18 protein-coding genes and 1 riboswitch are annotated in these 18,350 nt (G+C 48.4%); of the genes, 6 read left to right on the top strand and 12 right to left on the bottom strand.

The genetic code is table 11. The features are described 5' to 3' along the window. Positions 1–18: 18 nt before the first annotated feature. Positions 19–1,179 (top strand): ArgE/DapE family deacylase, encoded by a 1,161-nt coding sequence (locus H0G69_RS05195; RefSeq protein ID WP_180304307.1) that lies wholly within the window; start codon positions 19–21, stop codon positions 1,177–1,179. Positions 1,180–1,387: 208 nt separating this feature from the next. On the opposite strand, the gene H0G69_RS05200 is transcribed toward H0G69_RS05195, so the two are convergent. Next, entirely contained in the window at positions 1,388–2,488 is a 1,101-nt protein-coding gene (locus H0G69_RS05200; RefSeq protein ID WP_180304308.1) for an iron-containing alcohol dehydrogenase family protein, read from the bottom strand. A 611-nt stretch (positions 2,489–3,099) separates the two neighbouring features. On the opposite strand from H0G69_RS05200, the gene H0G69_RS05205 reads away from it, so the two are divergent. Beyond that, positions 3,100–4,146, top strand: a complete 1,047-nt coding sequence (locus tag H0G69_RS05205) for a helix-turn-helix transcriptional regulator (RefSeq protein WP_180304309.1) — start codon at positions 3,100–3,102, stop codon at positions 4,144–4,146. A 123-nt stretch (positions 4,147–4,269) separates the two neighbouring features. On the opposite strand, the gene H0G69_RS05210 is transcribed toward H0G69_RS05205, so the two are convergent. The 3 genes from H0G69_RS05210 to H0G69_RS05220 all read right to left on the bottom strand — a co-directional run bounded on the left by H0G69_RS05210 (position 4,270) and on the right by H0G69_RS05220 (position 7,350). Further along, positions 4,270–4,920, bottom strand: coding sequence for a DUF7679 family protein (locus tag H0G69_RS05210; RefSeq protein WP_180304310.1), 651 nt, complete (start codon positions 4,918–4,920; stop codon positions 4,270–4,272). Positions 4,921–5,070: 150 nt separating this feature from the next. After that, positions 5,071–5,979 carry an alpha/beta hydrolase gene (locus H0G69_RS05215; RefSeq protein ID WP_180304311.1) on the bottom strand — a complete coding sequence of 303 codons (909 nt, stop codon included), beginning with the start codon at positions 5,977–5,979 and terminating at the stop codon, positions 5,071–5,073. Between the two features lie 66 nt (positions 5,980–6,045). After that, complete coding sequence (locus tag H0G69_RS05220; RefSeq protein WP_180304312.1) at positions 6,046–7,350, bottom strand: APC family permease; 1,305 nt, start codon at positions 7,348–7,350, stop codon at positions 6,046–6,048. Between the two features lie 187 nt (positions 7,351–7,537). Continuing rightward, positions 7,538–7,646, top strand: a riboswitch (TPP riboswitch). A gap of 77 nt (positions 7,647–7,723) precedes the next feature. On the opposite strand from H0G69_RS05220, the gene thiM reads away from it, so the two are divergent. The 4 genes from thiM to H0G69_RS05240 are packed head-to-tail and all read left to right on the top strand — an operon-like array spanning position 7,724 to position 10,664. Further along, positions 7,724–8,512: a hydroxyethylthiazole kinase gene (gene thiM / locus H0G69_RS05225; protein ID WP_180304313.1), complete on the top strand. Its 789-nt coding sequence runs from the start codon at positions 7,724–7,726 to the stop codon at positions 8,510–8,512. Between the two features lie 2 nt (positions 8,513–8,514). After that, entirely contained in the window at positions 8,515–9,312 is a 798-nt protein-coding gene (gene thiD / locus H0G69_RS05230; RefSeq protein WP_180304314.1) for a bifunctional hydroxymethylpyrimidine kinase/phosphomethylpyrimidine kinase, read from the top strand. 9 nt (positions 9,313–9,321) lie between these two features. Then, positions 9,322–9,963 (top strand): thiamine phosphate synthase, encoded by a 642-nt coding sequence (thiE, locus tag H0G69_RS05235; RefSeq protein WP_180304315.1) that lies wholly within the window; start codon positions 9,322–9,324, stop codon positions 9,961–9,963. 20 nt (positions 9,964–9,983) lie between these two features. Next, positions 9,984–10,664 (top strand): TenA family protein, encoded by a 681-nt coding sequence (locus H0G69_RS05240; RefSeq protein WP_180304316.1) that lies wholly within the window; start codon positions 9,984–9,986, stop codon positions 10,662–10,664. Positions 10,665–10,713: 49 nt separating this feature from the next. Here H0G69_RS05240 and H0G69_RS05245 read toward each other — a convergent pair whose 3' ends face one another. From H0G69_RS05245 to pxpB, 8 genes are all read right to left on the bottom strand, one after another. Next, positions 10,714–11,889, bottom strand: a complete 1,176-nt coding sequence (locus H0G69_RS05245; protein ID WP_180304317.1) for an MFS transporter — start codon at positions 11,887–11,889, stop codon at positions 10,714–10,716. 98 nt (positions 11,890–11,987) lie between these two features. Then, a complete protein-coding gene (locus tag H0G69_RS05250; RefSeq protein ID WP_033935082.1) occupies positions 11,988–12,428 on the bottom strand; it encodes a hypothetical protein in 441 nt (146 codons plus the stop codon). A gap of 171 nt (positions 12,429–12,599) precedes the next feature. Beyond that, entirely contained in the window at positions 12,600–13,835 is a 1,236-nt protein-coding gene (locus H0G69_RS05255; RefSeq protein ID WP_180304318.1) for an NRAMP family divalent metal transporter, read from the bottom strand. 42 nt (positions 13,836–13,877) lie between these two features. After that, positions 13,878–14,639, bottom strand: coding sequence for a LamB/YcsF family protein (locus tag H0G69_RS05260; protein WP_180304319.1), 762 nt, complete (start codon positions 14,637–14,639; stop codon positions 13,878–13,880). Between the two features lie 28 nt (positions 14,640–14,667). Beyond that, positions 14,668–16,032, bottom strand: coding sequence for an acetyl-CoA carboxylase biotin carboxylase subunit (locus tag H0G69_RS05265; protein ID WP_180304320.1), 1,365 nt, complete (start codon positions 16,030–16,032; stop codon positions 14,668–14,670). Further along, positions 16,004–16,444, bottom strand: a complete 441-nt coding sequence (locus H0G69_RS05270; protein ID WP_240164311.1) for an acetyl-CoA carboxylase biotin carboxyl carrier protein — start codon at positions 16,442–16,444, stop codon at positions 16,004–16,006. Before H0G69_RS05270 ends, H0G69_RS05265 begins: the two co-directional genes overlap by 29 nt. Continuing rightward, positions 16,441–17,457, bottom strand: a complete 1,017-nt coding sequence (locus H0G69_RS05275; protein ID WP_338124757.1) for a 5-oxoprolinase subunit C family protein — start codon at positions 17,455–17,457, stop codon at positions 16,441–16,443. Before H0G69_RS05275 ends, H0G69_RS05270 begins: the two co-directional genes overlap by 4 nt. After that, positions 17,444–18,175 carry a 5-oxoprolinase subunit PxpB gene (gene pxpB / locus H0G69_RS05280; RefSeq protein WP_180304321.1) on the bottom strand — a complete coding sequence of 244 codons (732 nt, stop codon included), beginning with the start codon at positions 18,173–18,175 and terminating at the stop codon, positions 17,444–17,446. Before pxpB ends, H0G69_RS05275 begins: the two co-directional genes overlap by 14 nt. Positions 18,176–18,350: the final 175 nt, after the last annotated feature.

Here is an 18,350-nt window from a genome sequence, read left to right on the forward strand (position 1 = left end):
TTTAAAGGAGTCTTTTCCATGGATAACCAGGCACGTATCGACTTTTTAAAACAGCTGATTGAAATCGACACGGCTGGCGGTTTTGAGGATCGCTTAGCCGTTGTTCTGCAGTCATTCATGCAGGAACATGACGTCAACTGCCGGCTATTGCCAGTCATGAAAGGCCGCAGCAATTTCTATGCTGAGCTGGGTGATGGAAACAATGATAAGGTCTTGGCGTTCTGCGGTCATCAAGACGTGGTAAAGACTGAGGATCCCGCCAAATGGCAGTTTCCGCCATTCAGTGCTCATATTGAAAACAATCGTATGTATGGACGTGGGACGGCTGATATGAAAGGTGGTCTGGCGGCGATGGCGATTGCAATGGCCGAATTAAAAGATGAAGGCGCGGGTTTAAACGGTAAGCTGGAACTGCTGGGTACCGTAGCCGAAGAAAGCTCCAAGATCAATCACATGCAAGGGGCGCAGCGGTTTGCAAAAGACGGCTATGTTGACGATCTGACCGCCGCGATCTTTGCCGAACCGACTAATGCCGACATTGCCTACGCGCATAAAGGATCAATCACCTACCGCATCGACTCGATTGGCAAAGCCGCGCACAGCTCACGGCCGGATCTGGGCTTTAACGCCATTACGCCCTTGATTCATTTTTATCAGGAACAGGAACGATATTTTGACGAACTGGTCGCTAAATACGAAAATCCCGTCTTAGGACGTGTCGTGCCGGTAGTTACTAAGATCGATGGCGGTGAGCAGCTGAATGCCGTGCCTGATCATGCGGAACTTTTCGTCAAGCTTAGAACCATTCCCGAAACGAACAATGACGAAATCATCGCTCATTTAAACCGCATCATCGCCAATCTCAATGATCAGGATCACGCGCAGCTTTCCATCGAGATTCTCGGCAGCAAGATCGCCGTCACGACGGAGCGTAATGCCGAAATCGTCGCCATTGCGCAAAAGGCTGCCGCCGATCATTTGGGCCACAGCTTTAACGTCCGCGGCATTGCTTTTGGCACGGATGCCTCGGAAATGACCAAAGCTAACCGCGACATGGACGTTTTGGTATTTGGTCCCGGCAACGCCACGGCCCATAAGATCGACGAGTATATCGACTTGGATCAGTATCTCAGCATGATTGACATCTACAAGCAGATTGCCCGCGACTATCTTAAATAAGCTCTAAAAATCCATAATCGGTTCATTGCCAAGATGCCCACCGAAAATCCAGGCGAATCCAAAAATTCAGCTGGTTATTCGATGGGCTTTTTCTAATTTCAAGATTCAGATAAAAAAACGGCCTGACTACGGAAAATCCGCCATCAAGCCGCATCGTTTCGTTTATTTATTTTTCAGCCACGATTATATCGCCAGCCGATCCTTTATTTTAAGCAACCGTTTCACTAGCCGTAATTTCTTCAACGCGGGTAATCGCCCGTGCAACAGCCTGTTCGCCCGTATCGATTGGCAGGAAATGAATCTGCGTGCCGTCTGCGGAAGTGTCGTGAGCAATCTGCGCCACCACGTCCTGGTCTGAGCCATCAAGATTCAGATCTGCAAGGCATACTGGCAGACCCATGCTGCGGTAAAGCGGCAAAAGCTCAGCCATTTCATCCTCACGCTTTTCAAGAGCCAAAAGTACCAGAATCCCATAAGCAACCCGTTCGCCATGCAGCGAATCACTGGTTTCTGGAAAGACGGTCAAAGCATCATGAACTGAATGAGCACCGGTTGCCCGTGCAAAGTAGTCGCCCCAGCCGCCAACCAGGCCGGAAGTTACGATCACCGTCTCAACCACCTTACGAAAGACCGGCGTCACCTCGCCCTTCTTCATGTCAGCAATTGCCTGTTCTGAGTTTTCCAGCAGATCGTCGCGGCAAGCCTGAGCCATTGCCCGCGAGATCGTCAGCTGCGTGTTGAACTGTTCTGGCTGCATGTTTTCAAAAATCATCTCGGATTCGTAGTACTTGGCCAGCGTATCGCCAATTCCCGCAACAAAATAGTTGATTGGCGAGTTGACGATCACCTGAGGATTAAGCAGCATAATGTCGGCCGTTTCATGATAGATCTCGTGATTGATATGCTCGCCGTTTTCCTGGTAGTGGACGCTTAAAGCCGACCATGGCGCGCAGTTGCTGGCCAAGGTTGGAATCAGGCCCAGCTTAAAGTTGGTTCCCTGCGTAACACTTTTGACCGTATCCAGACACTTGCCGCCGCCCAGACCGATTACCATATCAACCTGGTTTTCCGTTGCGATCTCCTTGACGCGCGCAATTTCTTCATAGGAGCACTCGCCATTGAAGGGCACGTCAATGATTGATACGCTGGCTGGCATCTCTGGCATGTAAGGCTTAGCCGCGGCCCATGACTTTTCACCATGCAGGAACAGCACCTTCTTGATGCCGCCTTCCTCAAAATAGGTTGGCAGGTAATCATAGGCATCATTGGTAGAAATAAAACGTTGTGGTCCACATTGTGAAAACATCATGGTAGATTCCCTCTTTCATGTATCTTATGTCGAATCGTTTAGCAAACCTATGACCGGCAAAATAAAAGCTCCCATTCGCTTTGAATGAGAGCTTCATTTGAGGCCCCCAGCCAAGCTAAAGAAGGGCCAAATTATTTTCAGTCAGCACTGAATAATAATCGGGTCCTTGATTGACAGCATCAGCAGGGCTTGTTTTTTGAGAGCCGTTTGTTGATTAAATTGAACTTTTAATTGAAATTCCATTTTAAACGGCTCCTTTCTGTTTTAAGCCTGGTCAAGATTTAATGGTGTTAGTTTATGATAATTAAATTAGAATGTCAATATATTTTTTAATTTAAATTAAGATTAATTAGTTTAATTTATTAAAATAAGTTAATGTCAAACGCGGATAATTACTATTGACGAGTGTGGAACTGATCAACAGTCAGCATTTTGAAATGCAGCTACAGCCTGCACCAAATAATGATCGCCTGGCAAGATAGCATCTTTGAAAAGTATTAGCAATCCATTAATTCAGCTCTCATCAATCAATTCGTTTGGTCATCAGGTGATTAACCCGGCAGCTCCTCATTTGCCATAATATTTTTGCTTACATTAAGGGGGAGTTTTCAATGGCTGATACGAAAGGAAAAGCCGCACGCTTTATGCTGATCAAACTGCTGACGGAAGGGATGGTAACCAGCAGCGAGATCGAAGCCGTAGCCAATGTCAAATCAGATGCCATCAACAAGAACTTCAATAAAATCAAGCAATGGCTGGCCCCAATGGAAATCACCGTCCAGTCGTTCAATGATCATGATCGGATTTTTCGGTTAAACACGGCACCTAAGACGATCGATTTCCGCCGCACCTTGATTATCGCCAAGATCATCATTGCCAGCCGGGCCTTCAGCAAAGCCGACCTTTCCGCGGTTATCAAGGGATTGATGGCCCCATTTAAGGTCGTCAATAAAGATGAGCTTTTCAAGGTGCTTTTAAAACCTAGCCGCGATGAGTACCAACCCGTTCAATCGCTGGTTGACGTCAATATTTTTGAGACGATCTGTCATTCCTTGTCGGATCAGCACGTCTTAAAAATCGTCTACCAAGACGCGCATGGTCAGATTGCTCAGCGCGAATTGGATCCATTAAGCATCGACTTTAACGATCATTACTTTTATCTGCGCGCAATTTTATACAACGTGCCGGAAAAAGCTAACAATATTCGCAACTACCGGATCGACCGCATTCAACAGGCCAGTTTAACCAGCCTGCCGATCGACTGTGATCCCGATGCTATTGAAACCAGCCGTAGCGCCAACATCAACAGTCTGGCCAACATGTTTGGCAGCATGAACGGAACGGTTGAAAAAATCGTGTTCCGCTGTGCGCGCCGCATCATCGAGCCATCACTCGACAAATTTCCCTATGCGGCCAAGGTCTATCACGAAAATGACCTTACTGCGCCGATCTATGACGCCAGAAAACAGGAATCATTCGACTTTAATCAGCTGGCTGCCGATGAGGAAAACGTCGTCATTGAAGCCCACGTGGCCAATATTCAGGGTGCTTTGATCTGGTTGCTCAGTGCTGGCTCACAAGTCAAGATCCTGGAACCGACTGCTCTGGTTGACCAGATTAAAACCGAGCTGCAAAACGCGCTGAATAACTATAAATAGTCTCAAAATCACGATTCAATCTTAAAAAATGACGCTGGGTCAATTCTCGATCCAGCGTCATTTGCTATTCTAAACGATTCGAATGCGCACAGTACCAAGCCATGCCTTGTTTTTGGCGATCGGTTACTCGATTGGCCTGAGATACCAGTTCAGCCAAAGCGAAAAGATCAGCCCAATCAGTCCACCAACCAAAAGCAGCCCGCGCATGATCGACCGGCTGCACAGCATCACCAGGCAGCTGACCGCCAAACTGTACTTGAGCATCAAGCGGCAAGGCTCCTGCCAGCGTGCTCTTTGCCAGTTTCGATTGATGATTTTGACATCGCGTTTGATTTGTTCACGATTACCTTGATTATGGTCATGCTGCAGATAGACGATCATTTCTTTTTGATTGCTGATCCCCCACCAGCTGTAGCGCGGCTGGACAAATTGACTGCGTGAGATCTGCGCTGGATCAGACGTATGCTGATGACGACGCTCGGCTCGACGAATCACGCCAGTCTTTAGCTCAACATCGCCCTGTTCATCATATGATGAAACCGGTACGTTGATCAAAGCCCCTTTAATGATCAAAAACCAGTCTTGACGATGCTTTTTTTCGTGCTGCCGCATTGCATACTGAACGTCTCTGGGCAATTGATACCAGTGTTTTTTGCCGTCTGGCAGCTCAACTTGCACCCAAAAGCTGTACCACTTTTTGCGCTTGGCCTGCTGAATCTCAGCTAACGCCCGCTTGGCAAACGACCAGTCTCGCATGTCTGGCTGATGATCCATTCTCATTCCCCCATTGATAGACTATTTTTCATTATAGGTTAATTAGCCACCCGCAGCAAACATCAAAAAATCTCCGACCCAAACTTTGAGCCGAAGATTTAATTTCAACATTAGGCATTTCTTCACCGGTTTTTAAGCAAGCATTTGACACTAATCAATAAAACGTCGCAAAAAATCGATCTCATCAGCATTGCAGCGGGCCGCAATTTCGGGATCCTTTTGGTTGACATGGAAAACATGACCGCGGGGATGTTGAGAATCGCCATAGCTTCTAAACTCATGCGGAATTTTTCGATCAAGCAGATACTGATCAAAGCGGACGGCCGTATCATGCAAAAAGTCTTGGTTGGCAGTCATAACAAAGACCGGCAAAAAGTCCTTGGTAATATAGTCTTCTACTTTCAGATCATGTGGATGCAGCGAACGGGCATGTCCTGTAAAATAGGCATCCAGAACGCTTGGCTGAGCCAGCTGCCGTTCCAAAAAGTAGCAGCCGCAGTTGAGCAGACCAGCTTTCAATTTTAAATCCGGCATCTGCATTTCCAGCAACTGCGCGTATTCTGGATTGGTATACATGACCAGATATTGTTCTGCCATCTGCGCACCGGCACTGTCGCCAGCAATGAAGACGTTGTTGAGATCCAGATCATACTTGTCGGCGTGCTGCACCAGCCAGTGAAAGACTTGGTTGGTTTCCCGCAGCTCGCTTGGGTATTCAACTTCTGGCGCCTTGCGATAGTTAAAGTTGATAAAGGCAAAACCCATCCGCGCCATTGCCAGTCCATAGAATTGATAGGTTTCTTTGGTACCATAGACATAACCGCCGCCATGCACGTGCACGATTACCGGCAGTTTTCCTTGATAGCGATGCGGCCGATACAAATCGAGCAGGTTGTCATCACCATGATCACCATAGCGAATGTTGTCAAAGCGATCAACGTTTTCTGGGTACGGATTCAGCCCGGCATCACGCGCGTCGTCATTTATTTTGGCTTCATGGCGAAACTTTTCAACGACTGGCAGCCACTTTAAATCCACGTATGAATTGATTTCCGTCATTAAAAATCCCTCCGCTTCTAAATCATCTAATCCGATTATAACGCGGATAGAAAGCGCTGTCTTTGGTTAATTTCCAGCTGGCGGCCGCTTAATCAGCTGTCCCAGATAGCTGACCACTCCGATCAACGCAATGCCAGCCGTGATCTCGATTGCCAAGGGAGTTACAAAACGGGCCAAAAACAAACAACAAAGCAACGCTATCACAGCCAGCACCATTTCATAAATATCAATATGGTCAATCTTGCCTTGTGCATGCCGCCGCTTTAAATCCGCGAATTCAAGCTTGATGGTTGCCATCGCCACGAATGCGTACTGAACGACGGCAATCATGATGCTGCAGGGAATCAGCGCCAGATAATCTCCTGTCATTACCAAAATCAAAACGATGCCGGCCGTTAAAAGCGTAGCCACGTATGGAACGCCATTTTGTGACTTGATGCCGATAAACCTGGGCAGCAGCGCCTTTTCATTTGCCAGCGATGAGACCACGTATGGCGTACTGTAAAACATTGAGATCGCCACGCCGGCAATCGATCCCAACATGCCGATCATAATCACGGCCTCACCCAGCTTGCCAAACTGCTGACCAAACGCCCAAGCCAGCGGTGCGTCCACATTGTCGATTCGATTGCCAAGCATCCCGATCGCCACGCTCATGGTAACCACATAGATGACCGTAACGCTAATGACCACGCCAATCAAAAGCTTTGGCAGGTTCTTTTTGGAATTATGAATGGACGATGCCTGTACCGGCAGAAACGAAAATCCTGGAAACATAAAGAAGATCAGCATAAATGCATGATCAAAGTCACTAAGCGAATTATGGACCGAAGCATTAAAGTTGCCCGGCTTGACGTAAAAAATCCCCAGCACGATAAACAATCCCAAAACTGCCAGCTTCAAGACCGTTGAAAAGTTATTGGCCCAGGTTGACGCCTTTTTGCCCAGCAGCCGGATCGTCAGTAAAATCAGAATCATTCCCAATCCGGCCCAGCGATAGACCGTAATCTCACTTAATCTTGGCAGCCATGGTCGCAGCCCGCGTAAAAATGCCGCGATCTCGGTAGCAATCGCCGCGGCGCCCTGCAGCCAGGTAAACAGCCCGATCTCAAAGCCCCAAAATCGGCCAAACTCTTTGTAGGTATAATACCAGCCCGCGCCATTCCCCGAAAAATGATGCGCCATCTCGGCATAACAATAGGCCATTGCCAAGACTGCCAATGCCGCCAGCAGAATCAAAGCCAGGCTCCAGTTGCCGGCATCTTGAAACAGCACGCCAGGCAATAAAAAGATGCCGGACCCGACCATGCTGTTGATCCCGAACAAAAACACCGAGGCAAAGCTGATTTTACCTGCTTGATGATTTGGCATGTCCATCCCCCCTTTTAATATAATTATAATTAATCTATCACTGAATTGACTGCTTGATAAGTTTTCAAAAACAGAATTGTATAGCAAACGACTTTATTGATTGAAATTGAGCATCCCAGCCTACTTGAATGAATTAAGTCTTTTTAAATTTGAATTTTCTGCTATACTAAAAACTAAGTTGAATATTTTTCCGCACTAGGGGAGTCCATGTTCTGGACTGAGACGCGCGCAGTGACGCGTAAACTCTTTGAACCTGTTAAGTCGATGCTTGCGAAGGAAAGTGCTTCTTTTTTGAATTGGAATCAACCAGATCCGCGAGCGTTTTAACGAGTTCGCGGATTTTTTATTTCAGCCAATCAAAGGAGGAATTCATATGAGTCTGATTGCACAGCTGCGCAAACAAAATCCGGTCGTCTTAACGGTTGCCAATATGGTTACGCCCGCTGACGTTGCCAATGGCTTAAACGTTTTAGGCGCTTCGCCAATCATGTCCAAGGCGCCCGAAGAAGCCGAAGACATGGTTAAGATTGCCCAGGCCGTCACGATTAATCTGGGAACCGTTGAAACCGCACAAAGAAAAGAGATGCTGGCGGTTATGGATGCCGCGCAGTTTTTAGAGGTCCCAGCCGTTTTTGACCCGGTTGCCTGTGCCGGCAGCGCCTATCGTACTCAAGTCGCCAACGAGCTTTTGAGCAAGTATCGCTTTGCCTGCATCCGTGGAAATGCCGGCGAGATTGCTGCATTAGCTGGGATTGACTGGCAAAGCCACGGCATCGACGCGGGATCTGGGGATGGTGATCTGACCGCCATTGCGCAGAAATGTGCTCAAAAATATCAAACCGTCGTTGCGATGACTGGAGCCGTAGATATCATTACTGATGGTCAAAAAGTCATCAAGGTTCCGTTTGGCTCGCCGCTGTTTGCCGTTCATGTGGGAACTGGCGACATGCTTTCCAGTATTATCGCGGCCTTTATCGGTCTGGGCGGCAGTGTTTTGGAAGCGGCCGCCACGGCTTGCGAGGTCTTTGCCTTAGCCGGCCAGGCCGCTGCTAACAAGACCCAGCTGCCAAGCCGCTGGTATGACATGTTTTTGGACAATCTTTACCAAGCCGATGATCAATTGATTGCAGCCTGGCAAACCGAATTACAGAAAGAAGACTAAAGATGATTAATGAATTTCCACAAGCCCTTTCGATTGCTGGCTCTGATTCAGGTGGCGGCGCAGGCATGCAGGCAGATCTAAAAACCATGCAGATGCGGCATGTTTTTGCCACGACTGTTTTAGTCGCCATTACGGCACAAAACACGCTAGGCGTTCAAGACGCCATGCCGCTGCCTAAAAAAATCATTGATGAACAGTTCGCTTCATTAAAAGCCGATTTAAAAATTCGCGCCTGCAAAACCGGCATGCTGGCTGATACTGAAACCGTTGAAACCGTCGTCGCCAATCTTAGACAATCCGATTTTGGACCACTGGTAGTTGATCCAGTCATGATTGCCAAAGGCGGCGCGCACCTGTTGACCGATGAGGCGATCAGCACGGTCAGGACCAAGCTGCTTCCCCTCGCCGATCTAGTAACGCCCAACCTGCCGGAAGCAGAGGCACTGGCTGAAATGACGATCGAGAACAACGCCGATATGAAAAAAGCTGGGCAGCGGCTGCAGGCTTTAGGCGCCAAGAACGTCTTGGTTAAGGGCGGTCATTTTAACGATCAAAAACAGGCCAGTGATTTTGTATTGCTGGCTGATGGATCCAGCTTTTGGATGAGCTCGCCTCGGATCGACACCAAACGCACGCACGGGACTGGTGATACGATCTCAGCCTGCATTACCGCCGAGCTGGCTAAGGGCGTATCAATGGAAAACGCGATTCGCATTGGCAAGGCCTACGTGGAAGCCACGATTCGTGATGGCATCCAGGTTGGTCACGGGCATGGTCCTTTGAATCACTGGGCCGTCTAGGAGGGCAGTATGCAATTTAGAGAAGAAATGCTTCACTGCTATTTGGTTGGCGGCACCCAAGACGTCAATCATGATCCAAAACGGTTTCTAAACGACGTATCAATCGCAATGGACAGCGGCATTACCGCCTTTCAGTATCGCGAAAAAGGCACCAGCCAACTCAGCCAAAAACAGCGCGTACAGCTGGGATTGAAACTGCGCAGACTGGCCGATCAGCACCATATTCCGCTGATCGTTGATGATGACGTTGAATTGGCCCAGGTAATCAACGCTGACGGCATCCACGTTGGTCAAAAGGATCAGCGTGTCGAACAGGTCTTAGCCGCGGTTGGCAACACTATGTTTGTCGGCTATTCATGCAATCAGCCAGCACAGATCGAGCACGCCAACCAATTGCCGGTGGCCTATGTCGGCAGTGGACCGATTTTTCCAACCAGCTCCAAAAATGATGCTGATCCAGCGATGGGACTTGAAAAACTGCATGAGCTGGTCACGATAAGCACCCATCCAATCGTGGCCATTGGCGGCATTACCGAAGCCAACATGGCCCAGACGCTTGCTGCCGGAGTCGCTGGCCTTTCAATGATCTCAATGATTCTGCAAAGCGCTGACATTCAAAAAACCGTTCAGCATATCAATTCTTTATACTAAATCAACCAGGTGAAATTTTTATGAACGACTCAAAAACCACTAAATTTTCTGAAAAACTGCATCAAGCAGCTGCACCACTCTGGCAAAAAAGCATTCACCATCCATTTATCACTGAACTGGCCAGCGGTAAACTGCCATTGGCAACCTTTCGCTATTATCTGACGCAGGATACCAAATACCTAACCGCGTTTGAAAAGCTGCATGAAAGAACCGCCGCCCTGCTTCCTCGATCACAGGGCGCACTGCTCTTAAAGCTGGCCAATGGTTCCGGAGAAGACGTTCAGCGCAGTCCTATGCTGCAACAGCTCAAGCTCAGCCCAGCAGAGATTCAGCAAGCTCCCATCGCTCCTAACAACTACGCTTACATCACCCATATGGAGCATCAGCTGAGCGTTGATCCCGCTGCTGCCGTGACCGCTCTTTTACCCTGCTACTGGCTTTATGATGAGATTGCCGACTACTGGAAAGATCAGACCAGTCCCATTCCCGTCTACCAAGCATTTTTTGACAGCTATCAGACAGTCGGCTTTGATACCAGTACCCAACAGCTGGTCGGCTTGGTAAATGAACTGGCCGCCAACAGCAATGAAACCGTCAAACAACAGATGATGACGGCCTTTTTGCGCAGCAGCAGCTATGAGCTGGGCTTTTGGCAAATGGCTTATACTCACCAGACCTGGGCTGACCTGGCTGATAATTAAGCAACAGATATGTAAAACGCTGGATTGCATCTGACAACCCAGCGTTTTTTTAATGTTTTGCGATCGCACCGTTCAACTCTTTGCGATCTCCCAAATAGATCAAGAAAATGATTGGCACGATGATCAGCATGACCGGATAAAAAGCTTTAAGCGGCAGATACTGGTCAATCAAGCCCCCTAAAACCGGTCCCAGCGTCATCCCAATGTCAACGCCCAGGAAAAACGTTGAACTGGCCAGTCCCTGTTCTCCTTGTGGCGCCAGCATCAAGGCCGTTGATTGGCAGACTGAGTAGATGATGCCATATCCCATTGCCATGCCAGCGGCCGCCAAAGCCATTTCCCAATTGGTTTTCATAATTGACAGCATGATCAAATAAAAAACATTGGCCAACAAACTGACGATCAGCCATTTACCGAAACGAACCGTGTCGAATTTAGTGCGCAGACAAAGCCGGATTACCAGCAAAACAGCCGCATAGATCATAAAGTACGCACCCACGGCAACCGTTAAGTGACGCTGTTCAACATAGGTCACGATATCAGCCTGCGTGGCAAAGTAAGGAATCGCAAACAGAGCCGTCATGGCCGCAACTGGCAGCGCGCTTTTTTGAATGATCTTGATTCGGCCAGACCCATTTGAGCGTAATTTCTTTACCGGTACGGAACGATCACTCACAAACTGAACGATTACCGCAACCAAAAGCGCCGCCGCGGCCGAGACGATAATGGCAGGCCGGTAGCCGATTACATGATACAGATTAATGGAGACTGCCGGTGCAAACGCCATTGCCAGTGCATTCATGATTCCATACAGTCCCATCGCCTCCCCAACATGCGACAATGGGACCAAGCTGGCCAGCCAAGTCGTCATGCAGACGGTACACAAAACGTACCCCGTCCCGTTGATCAAGCGAAACAACATCAGCAGGCCACTGTTGGGTACAAAAATATAGCCAGTCACACCAATAAAACTCAGCAGGCCGCCCCAAGAAGCCAGCCGATGCTTTGAGATTCGATCCGTCAGATTACCAGCAATCGGTCTGAGAAACATTGCCACCAGACTCATCATCCCCGCGATCACGCCGGCAAACGTGCTGCTGGCTCCCAGCTTTTGCGCATAGCCATTAATCAGCGGATTACAGTACATGTTGCTGAACATAAAGCAAAAAGACGCAATCATGACTAAAATCACGTCTTTGGTATAGATTGATTCTCGCTTTGCCAAAATGCCACTCCCTATAAATTGATAACATTTTCTCATTATACTCTAATAATCAACGTAATAAAAGAGCACCGCCGCTTTTTGCGACCGTGCTCGGTTTTTTAATATTTAGCCAGGTATTCATCGACCGCTTCGTGAAAATCATTTTCCAGCTCTTCAAAATCGCGACCTTCATATAATACCAGGTGACGAACGCCAACAATATGACCAAAGAGTCCCTGCTTGCCGCTCATTTGCTCAACCGTGCCTTGTTGACCGCGATAGTTAAGCAGCAGCTGGTTTGATTGGCCTGATTTGGCATTTTGACGATTCTTCTCGTCGGTTTTCTTGCCAAAATAGAATGCACCTGGCAAAGCAACCACCAACGCTCCTAAAACGGCCCAGCCATCATCTAAGGCCGTTGCGACTGGCAGACTGGCTAAAGAGGATAACGCTGAAGCAGTGCTTTCCGTAGCATCGATGCTGGCTGCCTTCGCGGGTACCGCCACCAGCAGCAGACCAAACAGTACCAGACTAAACATCATCATGCGAGTTTTCTTCATTGTTATCCCCTCCTTGAAAATAAACCATCTGATATCTTACCATACCATCATAACATGTTTCGTAACGTTTTAGCAATCGTTTCCAAGCCCGTGTTTAAAAGATGTATAACGTTGTACTTTTTTGACATAAAAAGACTGATGCACGGTTAAGCACATCAGTCATAAATTATCTTAAAGCAGTTTCATAACCGCGGCAATGCTGGAGTAGGCCATGAAGGCAACCACGATCCAGCCCGTCCAAGTCAGCCAAGCAGGATGATGATAATCGCTCCCCATGATCTTGGACTTGTGCGCGGCAACCAGCAGAATACCCAAGGCGATTGGCAGGATAAAGCCGTTCAGCGCGCCAACCACAACCAGGACCTTGGCTGGCTGACCGATGAAATAGAAGATTGCCGTGGCAAAAACGATAAATCCGATCGTAATCCAGCTGCGGAACTGATCAAACTTGGCATTGCCCTTCTTGCTGACGGCATAGTCCAGAAATGAGACCGAGGTAAACGTTGAGCCTAGGACAGAAGACAGTCCGGCCGCGATCAAGACCAGGCCAAAGAACTTGTAGCCAAAATTACCGGCCGCGTATTTAAAAATCGAAGCCGCGGGGTTGGCCGGATCGAGCTTGTAGCCAGCTGTAACCACTGCCAGACCAGCTAAGAAGAGCATTACCCGCACGACTGATGCCAGCCCGATCCCCGTCAGGGCACCTTCATTAACGTACTTGATGTCTTTTTGACCACTGGCACCGCCCGCCAACAGACGATGACCACCGGCAAACGAGATGTAGCCCCCAACGGTTCCGCCAACGATCGTCAAAATCGAGTAAAAGTCAATATGGGTTGGCTTAAACGTATGAACGACCGCGGTTTGGTAAGGCACCTTCATAACGCACAGAATGTAGATCAAAACCAGAACAATGATGGCCGCCAGTACCTGAACCGTCCGATCAACGGCTTTAAGAGCATCTTTAATTACCAAGACAATAATTGAAAAAATGCCGATCAACACCGCCCCGGCTTGCGGCGAGATGCCAAACAAAACATTAAGCCCTAAGCCAGCCCCGCCGACGTTGCCAATATTGAAGAACAAGCCGCCAATTGCCACCAACGCACTCAGCAGATAGCCCAAGCCCGGGAAGACCTCGTTGGCAACCACTTGCGCGCGCTTGCCAGCAACGACGATAATGCGCCAGATGTTCAGCTGCACGACAATATCGACTAAAATACAGATCAAAATGGCAAAACCAAAATCAGCGCCTAATTGTCCAGTAAAGGTAGCCGTCTGGGTCAAAAAGCCAGGACCGACTGCTGACATGGCCATTAAGAACGCGCCACCAATCGCAGCCGAACGTAATTTCTTATCATGAGTTGCCGGCAGCTCAGAGGCGCCATTCTTATTGTGCTTTTGCATAGACATCTTCCTCCCTTATGTAATCTGTCGTTAGTTACAAAATCAAGCATGGTGGGGATCAAAAGGTGCGATTTCAATTGCTGCATCTTTAAGTGCTGAGCGCAGCGCCCGTACGATTGCCAACGCTTCTTCATTGTCACCATGCACGCAAATCGTATCGACTTGCAGCTCAACGTGCTCACCAGTAATTGCAGTAACGGCCTGATCTTGAATCATATGGACCGCACGTTTGGCAACTTCTTGCGGATCATGCAGCACTGCATGCGGCTTGACCCGAGGCACCAGCGTCCCATCAGCCTGATAAGCCCGATCAGCAAACACCTCGCTGGCATAAGGCAAACCAATTTCACGAGCTGCCGTAATCAATTGACTGCCAGCCAGCCCATAAATTGGCAATTCAGGATCAACGCGCTTAATCCCGCGACAAATTGCCAGTGCCAATGGCAGACTCTTAGCCGCGGCATTGTAAAGCGCGCCATGCGGTTTCACATGATGCAGACGGTGTCCCTTGACAAAGCCTTGCAGTGCCGCCACTTGGTAGGTAATCATATTTTCAACGTTTTCCAGCTGCATGTCCATGTGCCGACGACCAAAGCCAATCCGGTCTGGATAACTGGGATGGGCACCGATAGCTACGCCATTTTTTTCAGCAATTGCTACCGTTTGAGCCATAACGTTGGGATCACCAGCATGAAACCCACAGGCAACGTTGGCCGCAGTAATCAGCGGCAGAATCTGTTCGTCATTTCCCAAAACATAATGACCAAAGCTTTCACCCAGATCACTGTTCAAATCAACTTTCATTTTGCAGCCCCTTTCTTAAATACCTTAGCTAATGTTTCTGCTTCTGCAAGTCATCCAACCAGTTGACCGTAGCTGTTAAGCGTTGGAATGATGGCTCTTTTAAAATCTGAGCCAATAATCCAAGATTGGTCTGAATTCCAGTAATCACCGTTTCATCAATGATGGCCTGCATTTGTTGGAGAACCCGCTGACGTCGATCACCATAAACAATAATTTTAGCGATCATTCCATCATAGCTGTTGGGTACGACATAGCCTTGATAGATCGCTGTATCCACACGGACGCCCTGGCCGCCTGGCAAATGCAGACCAGTAATCTTACCAGGAGTCATGGCATTGATGCGACATTCTAAAGCAAAACCGTGCGTGACAACCAACTGCGGCTCTAATTCCGCACCAGCCGCCAGTCGCAGCTGCAGCTCAACCAAATCCACATTGGTAATCATTTCGGTAATCGGATGCTCGACTTGGATCCGGGTATTCATCTCCATGAAGTAATAAGAGCCATCATGGTTATACAAAAACTCGATCGTCCCGACGCCCTCGTAATTCAATTGGGTAACCGCATCTGCTGAGCGCCGCAGCATCTCATCACGAATTCGCGCGGGCACTACCACAGCCGGTGCTTCTTCCATAACTTTTTGATGGCGTGCTTGAATCGTACAGTCCCGTTCACCCAGCGCAATTGCATTGCCGTAACGATCGGCAGCAATCTGCACCTCAATATGCCGCGGATTGGCCAGATACTGTTCCAGATACATCTGACCGCTGCCAAACGCGGCTTTGGCTTCATCTTGGGCGACCGTAAACTTAGCCGCCATTTCTTTAGGTGAATTGACGATCCGCATGCCTTTTCCGCCGCCACCTGCACTAGCTTTAACCATAATTGGGTAACCGATCTCTTGAGCCTGGTCCAAAGCATCAGCCAAATTGTCAATCGTTGTACTGCTGCCTTTGACGACCGGCAGACCAGCTTTAGCCACCGTCATACGCGCCTGTTCCTTATCGCCTAGCAGTCGCATTACATCACCACTTGGGCCAATCAATTTAATCCCGTTTTCCAGACAGGCATCTGCAAATTCAGGACTTTCTGACAAAAAGCCATAACCAGGATGAATGGCATCAGCGCCAGTCAGCTGGGCCGCTGAGATGATGGCTGCAATGTTGAGGTAACTGGCATTAACGTTGTCGGGACCAATGCAGACTGCCTGATCTGCAAGCTGAACGGCCAGCGATTTGGCATCGGTTTCGGAATAAACGGCCACCGTCGCCAGTCCCAATACTCGGCAGGTACGAATGATCCGAACCGCAATTTCACCGCGATTGGCTACCAGCACCTTATGAAAGGGCCATTTACTAACGGAATTATTTAATTTGAATAAGCGGCTGGTCATATTCAACCCCCTCTTCATTGTTTACCAAAACCTTTTCAACGATGCCGTCACGATCAGCAACCACATTGGTAAAGACCTTCATGGCTTCAATCACCCCAACGACATCGCCTTGCTTAATATGGTCGCCTGGCTTGACGTATGGAGGATCCTGTGGTGATTTAGCCGTATAAAACACACCGATCGTTGGCGCGTTGATCGTATTGCTGCTGGTAACGACTTCTTTAGGGGCCATGATGTGATGGCTGGGATTGCTATACTGTGGACTGACACTGACCGGCTGCGCATACGATTCGCTATTGGCACGTTTAATGCGGATATGCTCGTCATCTTTTTCATATTCCAGTTCAGTTAGATCGTTTTCCTTGAGCAGATTGATCAATTCTTCAATATTTTTGGTATCCAAATCTATCACTCCTTAAAAAGTCGTTGAATGCGCTGGCTGGCCTCTCGCGTAATTCCATATGGCATCTGGTAGCGCGCCATTTTGATGCGATGTCGCAGCTCTTTTAAATTTTGCTGCTGCTGTTTTAACAGTTCCTGGGCTGCATTCAGCTCGATCAGTTCGAATTTAATCTGCTGTTTTGGACGACACTGCACCAGTTTAGACAAGTCCGCTGTCGCCACGACTGCCAATAGTGGATAGCCGCCAGTCGTTTGTCGATCAGCCATTAATACAATTGGTTCACCATTGGCTGGCACCTGTAAACCACCCATTACCGTGGCTGCCGATAACATGCTTTCCTGTTTGGTCTGCATGGCATCGCCTTTTAACCGGTAACCCATTCGATCAGATTGATTCGTCACCGTATACGTTCCAGACAAAAATCGCTCATGATCTTTTTCATCAAACTTTTCCCACTGTGGTCCTTTTAAGACGCGAATCTTAACTGGTGTTTTCAAATCAGGCAATTCCGGCATTGGTGCGTGTCGATGATAATAACTGACTAAAGTAGGCTTAGCTTCGATTGGCAAGCGATCGCCACTGACTAACGCTCGTCCATCCATACCACCCAGTTTTAAACGCAGCGTGGTTGAACGACTGTCAAGTACTAATGGCAAATGCAGACCGCCCGCCACTGCCAGATAGCCAATCCGTCCTATGATTGCGGGTCCGATTTTCAATATATCGCCAGTATGCACTTGCAGGCAGCGATATCCTTTGACTGGCTGACCATTAAGCTGAGCATTAAATTCAGCTCCGGTTAAGGCAATGAACGTCGTCGCCATAAAACGCAATGTCGGCCCAGTCAGTGAAAACTCTAAAGCAGCGGCATACGGCGAGTTGCCTACCAACAAATTAGCAACCTGCAAAGCGGTCTGATCCATTGCCCCAGAAGCCGGAAAACCATTAATCTGATGCATTGGCCGTCCCAGATCCTGTACAGTGGTCTGCAGTCCTGGTTCAATTACATTAATCATCGGCATCTGATGTCACCGCCTTTACTTGATACTTGCCAAGCCGATCAGCCAGCTGGATCTTTTGAAACTTCTCTTCGTCAACGGCAAAGAACTTAACACTGTCACCAGCATGATAAAAACTAGCGGGATTTTTTTCGTCATAAAGCTTAAGCGGCGTCTGCCCAATAATGCGCCAGCCGCCTGGTGAAGCGACTGGATAAAACCCGGTCTGCTCACCAGCAATCCCAACGCTGCCCGCCGGAATCTCCAAGCGTGGCTGTTCTAGACGGGGCATGGCAATCTTTTGGTCGACGCTGCCCATGTAGGCAAAACCGGGTAAAAAGCCCAAAAAGTAGATCAGATAAGACTGGGCGGTATGCTCTTTAATGACCTCCGCCGTGCTTAGCCCAGCAAAACGCGCAACATCCTCCAAATCAGGACCATACTTGCCGCCATAGCAGACTGGGATCAGCCAGGTCTTGGATGGCGGCAGTGGTGCGTTCATCGATTTTTCAATTAACGGCTCAAGCTGATCTTTTAGTTCTTCAAAGCCGGTCTGGCCACCATCAAAGGTTACGGTCAGCGTCCGATAGGCTGGAATAATCGTTTTGACTGCCGATAAATGCTGCTTTAAGATATAACGCCCAATCTGCTGCAAGTGCCGATTGACAACTGGATCGATCCGATTGGCAAACTCAATGGCTAAAGCCTGATCACCAACTGGTATAATCTGATAACTGGTCACTGAACATCCCCCCTTTAGCCAGTGACTTAAATTTTTAAATTGACCATTATAAAATGATTAGAGTAACTTTCATGCTATTGGAATTGACTGGACTTGTCAACCGTCCTTATATTCACAGTTTATCAACAAATTTATTTTGCTTTTTCAACCGTGGCCATTCATTTAATTTTTTCTT

This window comes from Limosilactobacillus mucosae, from assembly GCF_013423865.1.
Classification (GTDB): Bacteria; Bacillota; Bacilli; order Lactobacillales; family Lactobacillaceae; genus Limosilactobacillus; species Limosilactobacillus mucosae.

Bases quoted from the DNA above. Each gene is read 5' to 3' on its own strand.
- H0G69_RS05195 (WP_180304307.1), top strand. From the start codon at position 19: ATGGATAACCAGGCACGTATCGACTTTTTAAAACAGCTGATTGAAATC.
- H0G69_RS05200 (WP_180304308.1), bottom strand. From the start codon at position 2,488: ATGATGTTTTCACAATGTGGACCACAACGTTTTATTTCTACCAATGAT.
- H0G69_RS05205 (WP_180304309.1), top strand. From the start codon at position 3,100: ATGGCTGATACGAAAGGAAAAGCCGCACGCTTTATGCTGATCAAACTG.
- H0G69_RS05210 (WP_180304310.1), bottom strand. From the start codon at position 4,920: ATGGATCATCAGCCAGACATGCGAGACTGGTCGTTTGCCAAGCGGGCG.
- H0G69_RS05215 (WP_180304311.1), bottom strand. From the start codon at position 5,979: ATGACGGAAATCAATTCATACGTGGATTTAAAGTGGCTGCCAGTCGTT.
- H0G69_RS05220 (WP_180304312.1), bottom strand. From the start codon at position 7,350: ATGCCAAATCATCAAGCAGGTAAAATCAGCTTTGCCTCGGTGTTTTTG.
- thiM (WP_180304313.1), top strand. From the start codon at position 7,724: ATGAGTCTGATTGCACAGCTGCGCAAACAAAATCCGGTCGTCTTAACG.
- thiD (WP_180304314.1), top strand. From the start codon at position 8,515: ATGATTAATGAATTTCCACAAGCCCTTTCGATTGCTGGCTCTGATTCA.
- thiE (WP_180304315.1), top strand. From the start codon at position 9,322: ATGCAATTTAGAGAAGAAATGCTTCACTGCTATTTGGTTGGCGGCACC.
- H0G69_RS05240 (WP_180304316.1), top strand. From the start codon at position 9,984: ATGAACGACTCAAAAACCACTAAATTTTCTGAAAAACTGCATCAAGCA.
- H0G69_RS05250 (WP_033935082.1), bottom strand. From the start codon at position 12,428: ATGAAGAAAACTCGCATGATGATGTTTAGTCTGGTACTGTTTGGTCTG.
- H0G69_RS05255 (WP_180304318.1), bottom strand. From the start codon at position 13,835: ATGCAAAAGCACAATAAGAATGGCGCCTCTGAGCTGCCGGCAACTCAT.
- H0G69_RS05260 (WP_180304319.1), bottom strand. From the start codon at position 14,639: ATGAAAGTTGATTTGAACAGTGATCTGGGTGAAAGCTTTGGTCATTAT.
- H0G69_RS05265 (WP_180304320.1), bottom strand. From the start codon at position 16,032: ATGACCAGCCGCTTATTCAAATTAAATAATTCCGTTAGTAAATGGCCC.
- H0G69_RS05275 (WP_338124757.1), bottom strand. From the start codon at position 17,457: ATGCCGATGATTAATGTAATTGAACCAGGACTGCAGACCACTGTACAG.